General features: G+C 70.7%; 15 protein-coding genes, 1 tRNA gene, 1 other RNA gene and 1 pseudogene. 14 read left to right on the forward strand and 4 right to left on the reverse strand.

All coding sequences use genetic code 11. From position 1 onward, the window contains the following. Nucleotides 1-133, reverse strand: a pseudogene (locus GUI43_RS10365) (erythromycin esterase family protein); the annotation flags it as partial. 172 nt (nucleotides 134-305) lie between these two features. Further along, nucleotides 306-533, reverse strand: coding sequence for a helix-turn-helix domain-containing protein (locus tag GUI43_RS10370; RefSeq protein WP_112582381.1), 228 nt, complete (start codon nucleotides 531-533; stop codon nucleotides 306-308). A gap of 215 nt (nucleotides 534-748) precedes the next feature. Here GUI43_RS10370 and GUI43_RS10375 point away from each other — a divergent pair, with 215 nt between their 5' ends. Continuing rightward, on the forward strand, nucleotides 749-1258 hold the full coding sequence (locus GUI43_RS10375) for a DUF6912 family protein (protein ID WP_112582380.1): 510 nt from the start codon (nucleotides 749-751) through the stop codon (nucleotides 1256-1258). A 129-nt stretch (nucleotides 1259-1387) separates the two neighbouring features. Here GUI43_RS10375 and GUI43_RS10380 read toward each other — a convergent pair whose 3' ends face one another. Beyond that, nucleotides 1388-2515 (reverse strand): hypothetical protein, encoded by a 1128-nt coding sequence (locus GUI43_RS10380; RefSeq protein ID WP_249037710.1) that lies wholly within the window; start codon nucleotides 2513-2515, stop codon nucleotides 1388-1390. A gap of 291 nt (nucleotides 2516-2806) precedes the next feature. On the opposite strand from GUI43_RS10380, the gene pruA reads away from it, so the two are divergent. From pruA to GUI43_RS10430, 10 genes are all read left to right on the forward strand, one after another. Continuing rightward, entirely contained in the window at nucleotides 2807-4435 is a 1629-nt protein-coding gene (gene pruA, locus GUI43_RS10385) for an L-glutamate gamma-semialdehyde dehydrogenase (protein WP_112601859.1), read from the forward strand. A 178-nt stretch (nucleotides 4436-4613) separates the two neighbouring features. Continuing rightward, complete coding sequence (locus GUI43_RS10390) at nucleotides 4614-5129, forward strand: PadR family transcriptional regulator (RefSeq protein ID WP_091393967.1); 516 nt, start codon at nucleotides 4614-4616, stop codon at nucleotides 5127-5129. 64 nt (nucleotides 5130-5193) lie between these two features. Beyond that, nucleotides 5194-6315: a peptide chain release factor 2 gene (prfB, locus tag GUI43_RS10395; RefSeq protein WP_091393964.1), complete on the forward strand. Its 1122-nt coding sequence runs from the start codon at nucleotides 5194-5196 to the stop codon at nucleotides 6313-6315. Nucleotides 6316-6433: 118 nt separating this feature from the next. Further along, nucleotides 6434-7114: a cell division ATP-binding protein FtsE gene (gene ftsE / locus GUI43_RS10400; RefSeq protein WP_030331491.1), complete on the forward strand. Its 681-nt coding sequence runs from the start codon at nucleotides 6434-6436 to the stop codon at nucleotides 7112-7114. A 67-nt stretch (nucleotides 7115-7181) separates the two neighbouring features. Further along, complete coding sequence (gene ftsX / locus GUI43_RS10405; RefSeq protein WP_112582377.1) at nucleotides 7182-8057, forward strand: permease-like cell division protein FtsX; 876 nt, start codon at nucleotides 7182-7184, stop codon at nucleotides 8055-8057. A 149-nt stretch (nucleotides 8058-8206) separates the two neighbouring features. Continuing rightward, nucleotides 8207-8686 carry an SsrA-binding protein SmpB gene (gene smpB / locus GUI43_RS10410; protein ID WP_112582503.1) on the forward strand — a complete coding sequence of 160 codons (480 nt, stop codon included), beginning with the start codon at nucleotides 8207-8209 and terminating at the stop codon, nucleotides 8684-8686. 104 nt (nucleotides 8687-8790) lie between these two features. Continuing rightward, nucleotides 8791-9166, forward strand: a transfer-messenger RNA (tmRNA) gene (ssrA, locus tag GUI43_RS10415). A gap of 69 nt (nucleotides 9167-9235) precedes the next feature. Next, nucleotides 9236-9913: a hypothetical protein gene (locus GUI43_RS10420; protein WP_112698677.1), complete on the forward strand. Its 678-nt coding sequence runs from the start codon at nucleotides 9236-9238 to the stop codon at nucleotides 9911-9913. 173 nt (nucleotides 9914-10086) lie between these two features. Beyond that, complete coding sequence (locus GUI43_RS10425) at nucleotides 10087-10596, forward strand: hypothetical protein (RefSeq protein WP_112582374.1); 510 nt, start codon at nucleotides 10087-10089, stop codon at nucleotides 10594-10596. Nucleotides 10597-10641: 45 nt separating this feature from the next. Then, the gene (locus GUI43_RS10430; RefSeq protein ID WP_112698678.1) at nucleotides 10642-11595 is read left to right on the forward strand and encodes a hypothetical protein; all 954 of its coding nucleotides are present in this window, start codon (nucleotides 10642-10644) and stop codon (nucleotides 11593-11595) included. Nucleotides 11596-11601: 6 nt separating this feature from the next. Here GUI43_RS10430 and mdlC read toward each other — a convergent pair whose 3' ends face one another. Continuing rightward, nucleotides 11602-13197 carry a benzoylformate decarboxylase gene (mdlC, locus tag GUI43_RS10435; protein ID WP_112698751.1) on the reverse strand — a complete coding sequence of 532 codons (1596 nt, stop codon included), beginning with the start codon at nucleotides 13195-13197 and terminating at the stop codon, nucleotides 11602-11604. A 322-nt stretch (nucleotides 13198-13519) separates the two neighbouring features. Between mdlC and GUI43_RS10440 the strand changes: the two genes are divergently transcribed. The 3 genes from GUI43_RS10440 to GUI43_RS33820 all read left to right on the forward strand — a co-directional run bounded on the left by GUI43_RS10440 (nucleotide 13520) and on the right by GUI43_RS33820 (nucleotide 14699). Next, nucleotides 13520-14110: a YqgE/AlgH family protein gene (locus GUI43_RS10440; RefSeq protein ID WP_112582369.1), complete on the forward strand. Its 591-nt coding sequence runs from the start codon at nucleotides 13520-13522 to the stop codon at nucleotides 14108-14110. 88 nt (nucleotides 14111-14198) lie between these two features. After that, nucleotides 14199-14271 (forward strand) — tRNA-Ala (locus GUI43_RS10445). A gap of 158 nt (nucleotides 14272-14429) precedes the next feature. Continuing rightward, a complete protein-coding gene (locus GUI43_RS33820) occupies nucleotides 14430-14699 on the forward strand; it encodes an SdpI family protein (protein ID WP_279636249.1) in 270 nt (89 codons plus the stop codon). Nucleotides 14700-14702: the final 3 nt, after the last annotated feature.

The following is a 14702-nucleotide window of genomic DNA, read 5'->3' on the forward strand; positions in this document are numbered from 1 at the left end:
GGGTGTCGCGGATGTTCCACGAGTCCGGCCCGCCGGCCACCATCGCCCGGTAGTACCGCTCGGCGCCGGCCACCACCGCCGCGTTCTGCCAGGCCGAGAAGCGGTCCGGCCCGTCGGAGAGGGCGTGTTCGCGGGCCGGGCAGGCGGGCGGACGGGCCGGGCAGGTGGGCCGGGCTGAGCGGCGCAGGCTGAGCGGCGCAGGGCTGAGCGGCGCAGGCTGAGCGGCGCAGGCTGAGCGGCGCAGGCTGAGCGGCGCAGGCTGAGCGGCGCAGGCGGGTCAGGCTGGAGAACGGGTCGGGCTTCTACTACTCGGGGTCGCGGTCGATCAGAGGGTTGCTCTGCACCCAGTCTGCCGTCTCGTCGTATTTGCGCGCTATGTACTCCTCCAGTCGAGCGCGCTCGACGCGCCACTGGCCGCGTCCGCCGATCTTGATCGCCGGTAGTTCGCCGCTGCGCACCATGTGGTAGACCTGCGAGTCCGACACGTTGAGCTCGGCGGCCACGTCGGAGAGCAGCAGGAACCTCGGCTCCACAGAAACTCCCGGGGTTGATGTCGTTTGGCTCAGTTTGCCACCGACAGCCCCCGCCGCCCAGCACCGGACCAGGTCGGTGGCGAACCAACCACGCGGGACACACCGGCTGGGAACTTCCTCCGGCCGGAGGCGGGGTGTATGACGGTCACGGCGTGCGGCATGATCTGCGCCCGTGCCGGCGGCCGCCGGTGGAGGACGACGCGGGGAGACGACCGGTGACCGACGAGCTTGTCCGGGTGTACGTGCCGGCGACCGTACCGATGCTGGCCCGGCTGCGTGCGGAGGGGCTGGACGTCGACCAGGCGCACGCCGTCACTCCGGCGCTGCGCGAGTGGTACGCCGAGGGTGACGAGGAGGAGTTGGAGTACGTCGCCTTCACCCGGGCTGCCCAGGACGCCCTGCACCTGCTCCGGGCCGATCCGAGCGCTCCCCGCCGTCGCGTCGTCATCTCGGTCGACCTGCCGTCGGCAGTGATCGGGCGTGGCGACGGTGAGCTGGGCTCCAGCACTGTGACGTTGACCGACGCCGTGCCGGTGGGAGCCGTCGCGGCCATCCACGTGGACGGCACGGACGCGGCCGAGGAGGTCGGCGCGGCGGCCGACGTGGTGGCAGAGGCGGCGGCTGGTGACCCGGACGCCCAGTTCACCGTCGACGGCGCCGAGGATCACGAGCTGGAGTGGTACGACGTGACGGAGATGGACCAGCTGCTGAGCGCGACCGACTGAGCCGGGCAGCGCCCCGACACCAGCCGGACACCGGGTTCGCCCGCCTGCGCCGAACGCGGCCCCGGCCGCCGCACCGGGCACGCCCGCCTGCGCCGGCCACCTGCGCCGAACGCCGGCCCCGGTGAGGCATCAGCGAGCGGGGTCCGCCTTCGCCGGGTCCGCTTCGGACGTCTCAGCTGCGTCGAACGTCTCGGCCGGGTCCGCGTCGAACGCCTTGGCGTAGCCCGGCTTGTCGTCCGCCGGGTCGACCTGGTCCGCGACGGGGTTCGGGCCGTGGGCCGGTTCGTCGTCGTCGCTGGGGGCCGGGCTGAGCGTGCGGCCGAACGCGATGAGCGCGGTCAGCGCCCCCACGAAGAGCACCCAGATGCCGTTGTCCACCCGGGAGGTGCCCAGCGAGGTCTGCGCCACCGCGTCCGCCTCACTGAGCGCGCTGGCAAGGTCGAGCAGCGACCGGCCGCCAACCCTGATGATCACCTCGGCGAGCAGCAGGAGGAGCCCCGGCCCGGCGCCGGCGAGCAGGTACGCCGGCCAGCGCAGCGCCGGGGCCTCAGGATCGCGGCGGACGGCTCGACGCCGTGCCCAGGTCAGGTAGCCGAAGGCCAGAAGCCCGGCGAGCAGCCCGGCGACGAGCGATTCGGTACGGGACACCCACTTGGCTGCGTTGATCAACGATTCCTGGCTGTCGCCGGAGCCGAAGAGGTCGAACAGCGGGTCCCGGGCGCGGCTGAACGCGACAACGAAGATCAACGTGCCCAGCGCGGCGGTGACCACGGCACCGACCGCCGGGGCGGTCCGCGCGCCGGCCAGCGCGCCCCCGATGATCGCCGCGGCCGCCGTGGTGCCGGCGATCACGTTGGTGGTGGACGTGTCGAAGTAGGTGAGGTTGATGGCCACGGCGGCAGCGAGCCCGACCAGCATTCCGCCGCCGATCGCCCCGGCGAAGCGCAGGGTGGCCCAGTCGCCGTACCGGCGGGCCAGCAGGTTGCCACCGGCCAGCGCGACGGCCGCCCCGGCCACCAGCGCGGCCGAGATCACGCCGGGCAGGGCGAACGCGGAGAGGCTGATCGCGGTGACCCCGGCCGCGGCCGAGGTGATGGCCTCCCGGGTGGACCAGAGCATGGCGGCCAGCCAACCGAGCGCCAGTAGCGCGAGCACTGCGGCGCCGCGCGCGGGCAGCGGACGACTGCCGGCGCTGGCCGCGTCGACCGCCGGCTCGTCCGACTCAGCGGCCGGGACGCGGCCGGGCTGCTTGGTCATCGTCTCCCCTTCGAGGCGGCAGGTCACCGACCATTCAGGGTACGCGGGCCCGCTGGGCTGCCTGTCGCCCCGGGACAGCGGGACGGATCGAGACCGGTCGGTAAGGGGAGGAAGGGTAGGCCGGTCCTTGGCGCGGGGCGGTGGCGGAGGTGGGTCGCGCGGCCCGTCGTGGGAGAATCAGGGGAGGTCCCGCCGCTGCCCGGCCTCCGGTGCGGCGTCCGGTGTCCGGCCATCCGGTCGGTGCCCGCGGGTCCGGTTTCGCCACTGCTGTCGAGATCGCCAGGAGCCTTGATGGATGCCGTGTTCTCCGTTCCCGAGCCGCGCAACGAGCCGGTTCGCAACTACGAGCCGGGCAGCCCCGACCGGGACCGGCTCCAGCGGCGGCTGACCGAGCTCGCCGCCGAGCGCATCGACCTGCCGATGACCATCGGCGGTGAGCAGCGGATGGCCGGCGGTGACCCGATCAACGTGGTGCAGCCGCACAAGCACGCCCACGTGCTGGGGGTGACCGCGCACGCCACCCACGACGACGCGCGCGCCGCGACCAAGGCGGCCAAGGACGCCGCGCCGATGTGGCGGGCGCTGCCCTTCGAGGAGCGCGCCGCGATCTTCCTGCGCGCCGCCGAACTGCTCGCCGGTCCCTGGCGGGACACGCTCAACGCCGCCACCATGCTCGGTCAGTCGAAGACCGCGATCCAGGCGGAGATCGACGCGGCGTGCGAGTTCATCGACTTCCTGCGGTTCAACGTGCACTTCGCGCGTCGCCTGCTCGAGGAGCAGCCGGCGTCCTCGCCCGGCGTCTGGAACCGCTTCGACCACCGCCCGCTGGAGGGCTTCGTCTACGCGGTCACCCCGTTCAACTTCACCGCCATCGCCGGCAACCTGCCGTCGGCGCCTGCCCTGCTGGGCAACACGGTGGTCTGGAAGCCGGGCCCGACCCAGCAGTTCGCCGCGCACTTCACCATGCGGCTGTTCGAGGCCGCCGGCCTGCCGCCCGGCGTGATCAACATGGTCACCGGCCGGGGCGAGGAGGTCTCCGACGTCGTGCTCGCCGACCCGGATCTGGCCGGCATCCACTTCACCGGTTCGACGAAGGTCTTCCAGCAGTTGTGGCGGACCGTGGGCGACAACATCTCCCGTTACCGGGGCTACCCGCGCCTGGTTGGCGAGACCGGCGGCAAGGACTTCGTCGTCGCGCACACCAGCGCCGACGTGGACGCGCTGCACACCGCGCTGATCCGTGGCGCGTACGAGTACCAGGGCCAGAAGTGCTCGGCGGCCTCGCGGGCGTACGTGCCGCGCTCGATCTGGGAGGGTGGGCTGCGGGACCGGCTGGCCGCCACCACCGACTCGCTGACCTACGGTGACGTGGCCGACTTCGGCAACTTCGGCGGTGCGGTGATCGACGACAAGGCGTTCTCCCGGCACACCGCTGCCCTGGAGCTGATCGCCGGTGACGACAGCTGCCGGGTGCTGGCCGGTGGCACCGCCGATGACTCGGTCGGCTACTTCGTGCGACCGACGCTCTTCGAGTGCGGCGACGCCGCTCACGAGACCTTCACCACCGAGTACTTCGGGCCGATCCTGGGCGTGCACGTGTTCGACGACGCCCGGTTCGACGAGGTGGTCGCGCAGGCGGAGTCGATCGCCCCGTACGCGCTGACCGGCTCGGTGTTCGCCACGGACCGTCGGGTCGTCGAGTCGGTCGGCGAGCGCATGCGGTACGCGGCCGGCAACTTCTACATCAACGACAAGCCGACCGGCGCGGTGGTCGGGCAGCAGCCCTTCGGTGGCGCCCGCGCCAGCGGCACCAACGACAAGGCCGGCTCCTGGCTGAACCTGGTCCGTTGGATCTCCCCGCGGACGATCAAGGAGACCTTCGTGCCGCCGACCGACCACACGTACCCCCACATGGGCTGACCGGCGATGACCCGCCGGCGGCGCGCGTGCGACGCCGCCGGCGGACGCCCGGAATGTGGCAATCCATCGATAGTCCTCAACGGACAGTCTGCCGCCGACAGTGCACTTAGGAAGTCCTGTTGGGTGGCAAACCGGCAAATCCTGGACGCCGGGTGCGCAAAGTGGCAGCGTAGTGGGCATGGCGGATTCCGGAGTCAACCCTACGGCGGCGGCCCTGCTCGGCCTCCTCCACGAGGGCCCGATGACAGGCGGTCAGTTGATGGCCGCCGCTGAGCGCCGTCTGGCGCCGTACTGGTCGATGACCCGCAGTCAGGTGTACCGCGAGTTGCCGGTGCTGGCTGAGCGGGGTTTCGTGCGGCTCGGCAAGCCGGGCCCGCGGATGAGCCAGCCCTACGCACTTACCGCCAGCGGAAAACGGACGTTTTCCCGCTGGCTCGCGGAGAACCCGGGGCGGGACACCATCCGCAACCCGATAGCTCTCCGGATGGCTTTCGGCAACCTGCACTCCGCCAGCCAGCTGAAGGGCCTGTACGCCTCGGCCAACGAATACCACACCGAGGCCCTTGCCCAGGTCCGGGAGCAGGTGAAGAACGCCAAACGGGACGGCGAGACGTACGACGCCAGCGCGCTGGAGTTCGCCGTCGCCTACCACCGGGCGGCCCTGTCGTGGTTGAAGTCCGCCCCCGTCGGGTGACGGTCAGCGGGTTCGCGCATAGGGAACGAGCTGCTCCGCTCCCGGCACAGTACGCTTGTCTGTCGTGACCGCTGCCGATTACGCCGAACAGCTCAAGGAACTCGACGCGACCCTGCGAAACATCGAGGCCGTCCTCAACCTCGACCGGCTCCACGAGGACAAGGCCCGCCTGGAGCAGGAGGCCTCCGCCCCCGACCTGTGGGACGACCAGGCCAAGGCCCAGCAGGTGACCTCGCAGCTGTCGTACGTCAACGGCGAGATCAGCAAGCTGGGCAGCCTGCGTTCCGGGCTCGACGACGCCCAGGTGCTGCTGGAGCTGGCCGAGGCCGAGGCCGACCCGGGTGTGCTGACCGAGGTCGAGTCGGAGATCACCGGGCTGACCAAGGCCATCCAGGAGATGGAGGTCCGCACCCTGCTCTCCGGCGAGTACGACTCCCGGGAGGCGCTGGTCGCCATCCGGGCCGGCGCGGGTGGCGTGGACGCCGCGGACTTCGCCGAGATGCTGCTGCGGATGTACCTGCGCTGGGCGGAGCGGCACGGCTACCCGACCGAGGTCTACGAGACCTCGTACGCCGAGGAGGCGGGCCTGAAGTCGGCCACCTTCGCGGTCAAGGTGCCGTACGCGTACGGCACGCTCAGCGTCGAGTCGGGCACGCACCGGTTGGTCCGGATCAGCCCGTTCGACAACCAGGGTCGTCGGCAGACCAGCTTCGCGGGTGTGGAGGTTCTGCCGGTCACCGAGCAGACCGACCACATCGACATCCCGGAGAACGAGGTTCGGGTCGACGTCTACCGCTCCTCGGGGCCGGGTGGGCAGAGCGTCAACACCACAGACTCGGCGGTGCGCCTGACGCACATCCCGACCGGCATCGTGGTGACCTGCCAGAACGAGAAGTCCCAGTTGCAGAACAAGGCCTCCGCGCTGCGGGTGCTCCAGGCCCGGCTCCTGGAGCGCAAGCGCCAGGAGGAGGAAGAGAAGATGGCCGGCCTCAAGAGCGGCGGCACGAGCTCGTGGGGCGACCAGATGCGCTCCTACGTCCTGCACCCGTATCAGATGGTGAAGGATCTCCGAACCGAGCAGGAGACCGGCAATCCGAGCGGGGTCTTCGACGGCGACCTCGACGATTTCATCGAGGCCGGCATCCGTTGGCGCAAGCAGCGTCAGCTCGCTGGCGACGGTGCGTGACGGCGCGCGGGCGGAGCGCGTCATCGATCTCCAGGTAGAAGCCTGATTCGACGACTCGTGCCGGATCGGCGGGGCGTGGGGCTTGGCTCAGTTGTTACACCGCGTAGACTCACCACCCGTGATTCAGCTTGAGCAAGTGACGAAGACGTACCCGAAGGCGTCCCGGCCTTCGCTCGACAACGTGTCCGTCTCGATCGAGAAGGGCGAGTTCGTCTTCTTCATCGGTCCATCCGGCTCCGGCAAGTCCACGATCATCAAAATGCTGCTGCACGAGGTGGCCCCCAACAAGGGGCGCGTCGTCGTCAACGGCAAGGACGTCACGTCGATGCGTTCCTGGAAGCGACCTCACTTCCGGCGCTCGATCGGCTGCGTCTTCCAGGACTTCCGGCTGCTGCCCAACCGCACCGCCTACGAGAACGTGGCGTTCGCCCTCGAGGTGATCGGCAAGACGAAGGCGGTTGCCCGCCGGGTCGTGCCGGAGGTGCTGGAGCTGGTCGGGCTCGGTGGCAAGGAGCACCGCTACCCGCACGAGCTCTCCGGTGGTGAGCAGCAGCGGGTCGCCGTCGCCCGGGCGTTCGTGAACCGTCCGCTGATCCTGCTGGCGGACGAGCCCACCGGAAACCTGGACCCGGACACCTCGATTGAGATCATGCGCCTGCTGGACCGGATCAATCGCACCGGCACGACCGTCGTGATGGTCACCCACGACTCCAACATCGTGAACCAGATGCGCCGCCGCGTCGTTGAGATTGAGAGCGGTCGCATCGTGCGTGACCAGGCCCGCGGCGTCTACGGGTGAGCCGGCGCTCCACCCCTGCGCAGCCTGACGACGAACACCTCATGCCGGAGACCCGGAGGAAATCCCGATGCGCGTGAAATACGTCCTGTCCGAGGTACTGGTCGGACTGTGGCGCAACGTGACCATGTCCATCGCGATGATCATCACGATGGCGGTCTCGCTGACCATGCTCGGCGCCAGCGGTCTCATGTACCGCCAGGTCGACGACATGAAGGACCTCTACTACAAGAACATCCAGGTCTCGATCTTCATGGAGCAGGAGGTTAGCGAGCAGCAGCGCACCGACCTGCAGACCAAGCTCGACGGCGACCCCCTGGTCAAGGAGGTCATCTACGTCGACAAGGCCCAGGCGTACGAGCGCTTCAAGTCGATGTACCAGGACGCGCCGGACCTGGTGAACGCGGTCAAGCCGGACCAGCTGCCCGAGTCGTTCCGGCTCACACTGAACAACCCGGAGCAGTACAAGAACGTCTACGACCAGTACAAGGACACTGAGGGTGTCGAGGAGATCGTCGACCAGAGTCGACTGCTCGACAAGATCTTCAACATCCTCACCGCGATCCAGAACATCGCTCTGGCCGCCGCCATCGTGATGGCGGTCGCCGCCCTGCTGCTGGTCGCGAACACCATTCAGGTGGCCGCGTACAGCAAGCGGCGTGAGGTTGCGGTCATGAAGCTGGTCGGCGCGTCCAACTGGTTCATCCAGGCGCCGTTCGTGCTGGAGGCCGTGGTGGCCGGCCTGATCGGTTCACTGCTCGGTCTGGTGGCCCTGGTCGCGGCGAAGTATCTGCTCTTCGACGGGTCGTTGAGCGCGTTGCAGGGTCTGCTCTCGCCGATCACCTGGGGCGACATCCTGTTCATCTTCCCGCTGATGGCCGGCGTCGGTGGTCTGGTCAGCGCGGGCACCGCCTGGATCACCCTGCGCTTCTACCTGCGGGTCTAGGCACCGTACGGGTCGTCCCGTCGTCTCCCGAGGACCCTCCCGCAGCCGGAAATAAACGGCGCGGGAGGGTCCTTGTGATTCGGGTAGCATGATCGGTTGTCCGGCCGGGGTGAGCCCGGCCGCGGACGCCAGGAGAGGGGGTGGCACCGATGCCACGGGAAAAGGGGCGCAAGGTGGTCGCCTCCAACAAGAAGGCGCGCCACGACTATGCCGTCCTCGACACGTACGAGGCGGGCATGGCGTTGACCGGCACCGAGGTGAAGTCGCTGCGGGCCGGGCGAGCGTCGCTTGTCGACGCGTTCGCGCAGGAACGTGACGGCGAGCTCTATCTGCACTCGATGCACATCCCGGAGTACACCCAGGGCACCTGGACCAACCATGAGCCCCGGCGTACCCGCAAGCTGCTGCTCAACCGGGCCGAGATCGACAAGCTCCTCGGCAAGACCCGCGAGGGCGGTTACACCATCGTCCCGTTGCAGGTCTACTTCTCGGACGGCTGGGCCAAGGTCGAGATCGCCCTGGCCAAGGGCAAGAAGTCGTACGACAAGCGTCAGGACCTCGCCAAGCGGGACGCGGACCGGGAGATCGCCCGGGTGTCCGGTCGGCGCGGCAAGGGAATGGACGACTAATTCATCCTGTTTGTCCGGGTCGGCGTGCCGGCCCGGGGCTCGGGATGAAACCGGTTGCGGCAGGCGTTAGTCTTGTCAGTGCCGCCACATCGGCGGCCTGTCGAGGGGGTGACTGGTTTCGACTTCGTACGCAGCGACAGGGGAAGCGAGCCGAGGAAGCCGACGTCGTCTCGAGAATCGGTCGTCGGAAACTTATAAGCGCCAAGCAAAATCGCGCTGACTTCGCTCTCGCCGCCTGAGGCGAGTAGCTAAGTCTGTCGGCCTGGGAACGCCTTCGTCCCAGTAGCCGGCATCAGCTAGGAGGCTGGCCAATCGGACCCGGTCGCGGGGTCCGTGCGGCGAGATTAATCAGCGACTGGGCCCGTCACACCAACTTGCTCGCGTGAGCGGTGGGGCCGAGTAGAGGCACAGCGAGCTGCGCTCGGAGAAGCCCTGACAAACCGGCGAAGGACCCGGGTTCGATTCCCGGCACCTCCACCACCTCGAACGAAGCGCCCCGGCCCACCAGCCGGGGCGCTTCGTTGTTCGCGGGGTCTTACGCTGCCCCCTGTGACCAACCAGGAGCTGCGCCTGTCGGTCGGCGCGTCACCCGGCCAGCGCGTCGTGGCGTTGGTGTTCGGCGTCCTGCTCACGGCCGTGGGCGCGGCGTTCGTGGCACTGCCTCTCGTCGCCGACGGGCTGTTGCGTCGGCTGACCGGCCCGGGTGACGCGTTCGCCTCCTATGAGGAGGCTCGGGACCTGCCACCGGGGCTGCTGCCGCCCGGCCTACGCGACTCCGCCGACCCGAACCAGTCCGGTCCCAGCCCGCTCGTCGGGCTGTGTGGCCTGCCCTTCGTCCTGCTCGGCCTCTACCTGGTGCTGCGGGTGCTCCGCACGGCTGCCTGGCTGGACGGCAGCCGGGCGCGGGTACGCGGTGCGCTGCGCACGCGCACCGTCGACCTCGCCACCGCCCGGATCGAGTCCGGCGCGGTGTCGTACCGCGAGGCGGTCGACGACGGTCCGGCTGGCGAACCGCAGGTACGGGCCATCCTCGCGACCGATCCGGGGAGCGCCCGGGGGGTCACCATCCCACTGCGCGGCATGGGGCTGCCCGTCCTGCCGCCGTCCGAGCTGCGGGCGCTGGCCGAGGCGATCACGACGGGCCGACCGGGCGACGAGCGGGCCGACGACGCGCGCGCCGTGGCCGACCACCTGCGCCGGCTGGCAGAGCCTCCGTCGACCGACTGAGGCGGTCGTACGTCCCCAGGAGGCCTGTGCGGCGCTCCAGGGCCACCAACGTGGCTGGTGGGGTGAGTGGGTCCAATGGGGCAGATGAGACGGCTCAGGGCCCTGGACAGGGCGGGCCGGGCGGCCTCACCATCGCGGTATGGGGTAGCAGAGCCGCCGCGCGGGAGGTGCCAATGGTCACCGGTCCGGTCCAGCAGCCGTCACTCGTCGCCCGACCGCGCGTCGCGCATCCGGCGGGGCTCCCCGCCGATCCACATTCCAGCGGTCTACCCGGCGCGCCGCGCCCGGCCGGCCTCGCCGGTGACGTGCACGCCCTCGGCCGGGCCGTCGCCGTCGCCAGCACCGAGCCGTGCTGGCGCGAAGAGGTTCTCCTTCGGCTGCGTCCGGTGCGCCAGGGCTTCGCCGAGCACGTCCGGGTCACCGAAGGCCCCGCCGGCCTCTACCGGGAGTTGCTCACCCAGTCACCGCGACTGGACCACGGCGTGCGGCTGCTGACCCGGGAGCACGTGGCGATCGTCGCCGCGATCCTGGCGGTTCAGCAGATCGCTGAGCGGCCCGAGTCGCACCCCGATGAGCTGCGACACCGGGCCGGGCACCTGCTGCGGCGGTTGGCCCGGCATCGCCGGCGCGGCGCCGACCTGCTCTGGGAGGCGTACCAGACGGATCTGGGTGGCGAGACCTGAGCCCAGGTCGGGAACCGGCCGGTCGGCGGAGGCGTCGAACCGTACATGAATCGGCCTGCCCTGCTGCTCGTACTCCCGTTGCTGCTCCTGACGGGCTGTGCCGCGACCGACGCCGGCCCGGCCGACGGCCCGCCCGGCCCGACGCACGGGGCGGAGGCGTTCGACCGGCGGGCCGCTCAGGTCGCCGAGGCGTGGCGGCCCGGCCCCGACTGGCGCACGGGCTACGTGCCGTTGGAGGGGCCGACAGTGCTCACCGGTGACCCGGGCTTCACCCCCGAGACCGAGGCGGCCTTCCGGGCCGGGTGGTACCGCGCGCAGGTCGGGATACCGCCCACCCGGGTCGGCGGCGAGATTCAATTCCCGGACGGGCGGCTGACGCTGCCGTTGGTCAGCGCCGCCGAGGCGTACCGGCAGCTCGACCAGGGTGACCCACTGCCCTGCCCGGGGCGGCCAAAGCGGCCTGGGCGTCCCACCCCCGGCGGCCCCACAGTCGAACCAGGGCCCGACGGGTGGAGCACGAGCAGCACGCAGACCGCCTGTCTTCCGCTCACCGTCACCGCTGTCACGTTCGGCGCCGTGCCGGTGCGCACGAGCCGGGGCGTGGCACAGGTCCCGGCCTGGCTGTTCACCATCAAGGAGCTGGCCACCCCGGTGGTCCGGCTCGCCGTCGCGCCGACGGCGGTCACCCCCGTCCCCGAGCCGACCACGCCGGCCCGGCCACTGCCGGACGGGTTGGTGGCGGCCCAGAACCTGGCCGCCGTCGACGACGCCCGGCTGACCGTGCGCCTCGGCGTCGGCGCGTGCGACACCGGGATCACGCCGTTGGTGTGGGAACGTCCGGACGTCGTGGTGGTCGGTGGCGGTGTCACCCGGGCCACCGGCGAATGTATCGCCCTGCTGAAACTGGAGCCGGTCACCGTGACCCTCGCGGCGCCGATGGGCAGCCGGCCGGTGCTGGACGTCTTCACCGGTGCCCCGCTGGCGATCGCACCGCGCTGACTCGGCTCAGAGGATGCTGGGCACGTCGGTGCTGATCGGCACCGGCAACACAGTGGGCCGGTCGGCGCGCAGCCCGGCGGAGAGCGCCGCGCCGAGCTGATCGGGGGCCTCCACCACCTGCGTGGCACAGCCGTAGCCGGCCGCGATCGCGATGACGTCCAACCCCGGCAGGTCCAGGCCGGGCACACCGGGAGTGTGCTTCAGCTCGGCGAACGCCTTGAGGATCGCGTACTGCTGGTTGACCGGGACGACGATCACCACCGGTAGTGCCAGGCGCGCGGCCGTCCAGAGCGCCTGCACCGAGTAGTGGAAGGAGCCGTCGCCGATCACCGCCACCACCGGGCGACCGCGCCCGGTGTCCCGCTCGGCCAGTGCGATGCCGATCGCCGCCGGCAGGCCGTAGCCGAGGCCACCGCTGGCCATCGTGAAGTACGACGCCGGGCGGGTGATCCGCAGCTGACGACGCAGCGCGGACAGGTTGGATGGTGACTCCTGGACCAGCACGCCGTCGGTCGGCCAGTGTGCGGCCAGCGCGGCGAACATGGCGTCGGCGCTCAGTGGGGTGCCGACCTCCGGCGGTGGCGGTGCGTCCCGTCGCGTGGGTGCGGGCCGGTCGCTCGGCGGCACCCGTTCGACCAGCGCGGCCAGGGCCAGCCCCGGGTCGCTGAGCAGACTGTCACCGACCCGGGCTCGCGCTGCCTCGTCGGGGTCGTCCGTGATGTGCAGCAGTCGAGCGCCGTCGGGCAGGTGCCCGCCCGGCACGTACGGGTAGTAGCGGAACACCGGGGCGCCGACGACCAGCACCGTGTCGTGCCCGCCCAGCGCCTCGGCGAGCGGACCGATCGCGTACGGCAGCACGCCGCGAAAGTGCGGGTGGTCCTCGGGGAACACCGCCCGCTCGGGGGCGGGAGCCGACCAGACCGGCGCGGCGAGCCGCTCCGCCAGCGCGACAGCGGTCGACCAGCTTCCGGAGCGGTCCACACCCGGCCCGTACACGAGCGCGGGGTTGCGGCTGCCGGCCAGCACCCGGACGAACTCCTCCAACCGCTCGGGGTCCGGCGCGAACCGGGTGGCCACCGTTCGCTGCGCGGGCGGCGGGTCGGCTGGCTGGGCCCAGTCGTCCATCGGCAGGGAGAGGAAGACCGGCCCGGCCGGTGGCTGCACCGCCGTCGCGTACGCCCGCAGCATCGCCGCGGGGATGTCCTGCGGCCGGGCCGGCTCGTAGGCCCACTTCACGTACGGCTGCGGAAGCTCGGTGGGTCGGCGGCTGGCCAGCCGGGGTTCCAGGAGCAGCATCTCCCGGGTCTGCTGGCCGGCGGTGACGATCAGCGGGGTCTTGTTGTGCCAGGCGGTGACCAGGTTGCCCATGCCGTTGCCGGTGCCCGGTGCGGTGTGCAGGTTGACGTGGGCGGGCACCCCGCTGGCCTGTGCGTAGCCGTCGGCCATCGCGACGGCCGTCGCCTCCTGCAGCGCGTGGACGTAGTGGAAGTCGGCCGGGAAGTCCTGGAGGAACGGCTCCTCGGTGGAGCCGGGGTTACCGAAGACAGTGGTCATACCGAGGGTGCGGAGCACGTCGTACGTCGCGTCCCGGACAGTTGCCATCGCCACCCGCCTCCGTGTCGCGGGCAGGGGCAACCGCGGTCGCCCTCCCGATCAGCCGAATCTATCGGGATGTGACGGACGTTTCGGGCGTTTCTCGGCCGTCGGTGGCCCCGATCGGTCGATCACCGGGAGGTCCACCGTCGGGTGCGTCGGCCCTTCGTCTTAACTGTCCGATCACCCGCCGGTCAGACCTTAGCCAGCACCCAGCACGCAGGCTATGGTGCCAGGCATGGCGTTGACAGGGCGGCTGAACCCGATGCGGCGGGCGGATCCGGTCGATGACCGGCCCCTGGCGCGGGCTCACGGTTGACGGGTGTGTGGCATGCAGGGAGAGGGCCAGGCGATCGGCGGACGAGCGATGGAGTCGATGACCGGGCGGCTGCTGGTCGCGACTCCGGCGCTCAAGGACCCGAACTTCGACCGTACGGTCGTGCTGCTGGTCGCCCACGAGCCGGGCGGCGCGCTCGGCGTGGTGCTGAACCGGGCCACCGAGGTGCCGGTGGCCGAGGTGCTCGGCGACTGGAGCGACCTGGCCCGCCACCCGGCGGTGCTCTTCGAGGGTGGCCCGGTGCAGCCCGACTCGGCCATCTGCCTCGCCCGGATGCGGCACCCGATGCGCCGGGTGAAGGGCTTTCACCAGGTTTCCGGGGCGGTCGGCACGATCGACCTCTCGGTCGACCCGGAGCGGCTGCGGGAGAGCATCGGCGGCATCCGGGTCTTCGCCGGCTACTCTGGCTGGGGCAGCGGCCAGTTGGAGCAGGAGATCGCCGACGGATCCTGGTTCGTGCTGGACGGGCTGCCCGGGGATGCCTTCGTCGACCGGCCCGACGACCTGTGGCCGATGGTGCTGCGCCGGCAGGGCGGGATGATGGCCGCAGTCGCGCACTTCCCGCCGGACGTGGCGCTCAACTGACCCGGCCCGGCGGGGGACCCCGCGAGATGACCATGCGGGCCGGTCTGTGTATAGTTTCCCAGTGCCCGGGCGACCGGGACGACAGCAAGGGGCCGTGGCGCAGCTGGTAGCGCACCACACTGGCAGTGTGGGGGTCAGGGGTTCGAGTCCCCTCGGCTCCACCCTTGAGAAACGCCCTGGTCGGGATAATCCGACCAGGGCGTTTTGATGCGTCAGGAGGTGGCCCTTGCTGGCTGGGGCGTTCATCTCGGTGGTCTACGCATTCCTCGGATGGCTCGTCGCATTCACCGCCAGAGCGTCAGTGCGGCCGTCGGTCGACATGTACCGCAGCCCCGGGGTGCGGACCACCGCGACCATGAGATCGACCGAGCACTGGTACGCGGCACACCGCCGGGTCGAGCGCCCCTTCCGCCGGACCGGGATGCTGCTGGCGGTCGTGTCCCCGCTGCCGGTCATCCTCGGCGCCGCCTTCGGTGATCCGCCGGTGATCGCGGCGGTCCTGGTGCTCGCCGTGCTGGTCGTGCCCTACCTGCTCTACCTGGGCCATGTCGGCAACCGTGCTGCGCTCGCGGTGGACGACGAGTCGTGAGTC

Origin of the sequence: Micromonospora noduli (genome assembly GCF_003264365.1) — a bacterium.
In the GTDB taxonomy this organism is placed as follows: Bacteria; Actinomycetota; Actinomycetes; order Mycobacteriales; family Micromonosporaceae; genus Micromonospora; species Micromonospora noduli.

Bases quoted from the DNA above. Each gene is read 5' to 3' on its own strand.
- GUI43_RS10380 (WP_249037710.1), bottom strand. From the start codon at position 2,515: ATGACCAAGCAGCCCGGCCGCGTCCCGGCCGCTGAGTCGGACGAGCCG.
- pruA (WP_112601859.1), top strand. From the start codon at position 2,807: ATGGATGCCGTGTTCTCCGTTCCCGAGCCGCGCAACGAGCCGGTTCGC.
- GUI43_RS10390 (WP_091393967.1), top strand. From the start codon at position 4,614: ATGGCGGATTCCGGAGTCAACCCTACGGCGGCGGCCCTGCTCGGCCTC.
- ftsX (WP_112582377.1), top strand. From the start codon at position 7,182: ATGCGCGTGAAATACGTCCTGTCCGAGGTACTGGTCGGACTGTGGCGC.
- smpB (WP_112582503.1), top strand. From the start codon at position 8,207: ATGCCACGGGAAAAGGGGCGCAAGGTGGTCGCCTCCAACAAGAAGGCG.
- GUI43_RS10425 (WP_112582374.1), top strand. From the start codon at position 10,087: ATGGTCACCGGTCCGGTCCAGCAGCCGTCACTCGTCGCCCGACCGCGC.
- GUI43_RS10430 (WP_112698678.1), top strand. From the start codon at position 10,642: ATGAATCGGCCTGCCCTGCTGCTCGTACTCCCGTTGCTGCTCCTGACG.
- mdlC (WP_112698751.1), bottom strand. From the start codon at position 13,197: ATGGCAACTGTCCGGGACGCGACGTACGACGTGCTCCGCACCCTCGGT.
- GUI43_RS10440 (WP_112582369.1), top strand. From the start codon at position 13,520: ATGCAGGGAGAGGGCCAGGCGATCGGCGGACGAGCGATGGAGTCGATG.
- GUI43_RS33820 (WP_279636249.1), top strand. From the start codon at position 14,430: ATGTACCGCAGCCCCGGGGTGCGGACCACCGCGACCATGAGATCGACC.